The sequence below is a fragment of the Roseburia sp. AF20-18LB genome (assembly GCF_003461185.1).
GTDB classification, from domain to species: Bacteria; Bacillota; Clostridia; order Lachnospirales; family Lachnospiraceae; genus Roseburia_C; species Roseburia_C amylophila.
This window is the reverse complement of sequence record NZ_QTWP01000019.1, coordinates 1-221: the sequence shown is the minus strand read 5'-3', so window position 1 is coordinate 221 and position 221 is coordinate 1. Positions and strand designations below refer to the sequence as shown.

At 43.4% G+C, this 221-nt stretch carries 1 pseudogene; it reads right to left on the bottom strand.

Annotated features, from left to right (window positions below):
* Nucleotides 1–221 (bottom strand): annotated as a pseudogene (locus tag DWX65_RS14495) (GHKL domain-containing protein); the annotation flags it as partial.

Sequence of the window (221 nt, the reverse complement as noted above, 5' to 3'; positions counted from 1 at the left end):
AGTTTATGATCTTCGCACTCTAATTTCAGATGAATGACCGCTTTTCCGGTATTTTTCAGTACTTTTTCACTCTCCCGGATTGCATTATCCAGTAAATTGGAGAGCAGGATCACGATCTCTTCCTCCTCCAGACAGATCTCCTGCAGATCCCCTACTTTTAGGATCACTGCTATGTGTTTCTCCTGCATGCTGCGGTACTTCTGGTTTAAAACAGCATTGAC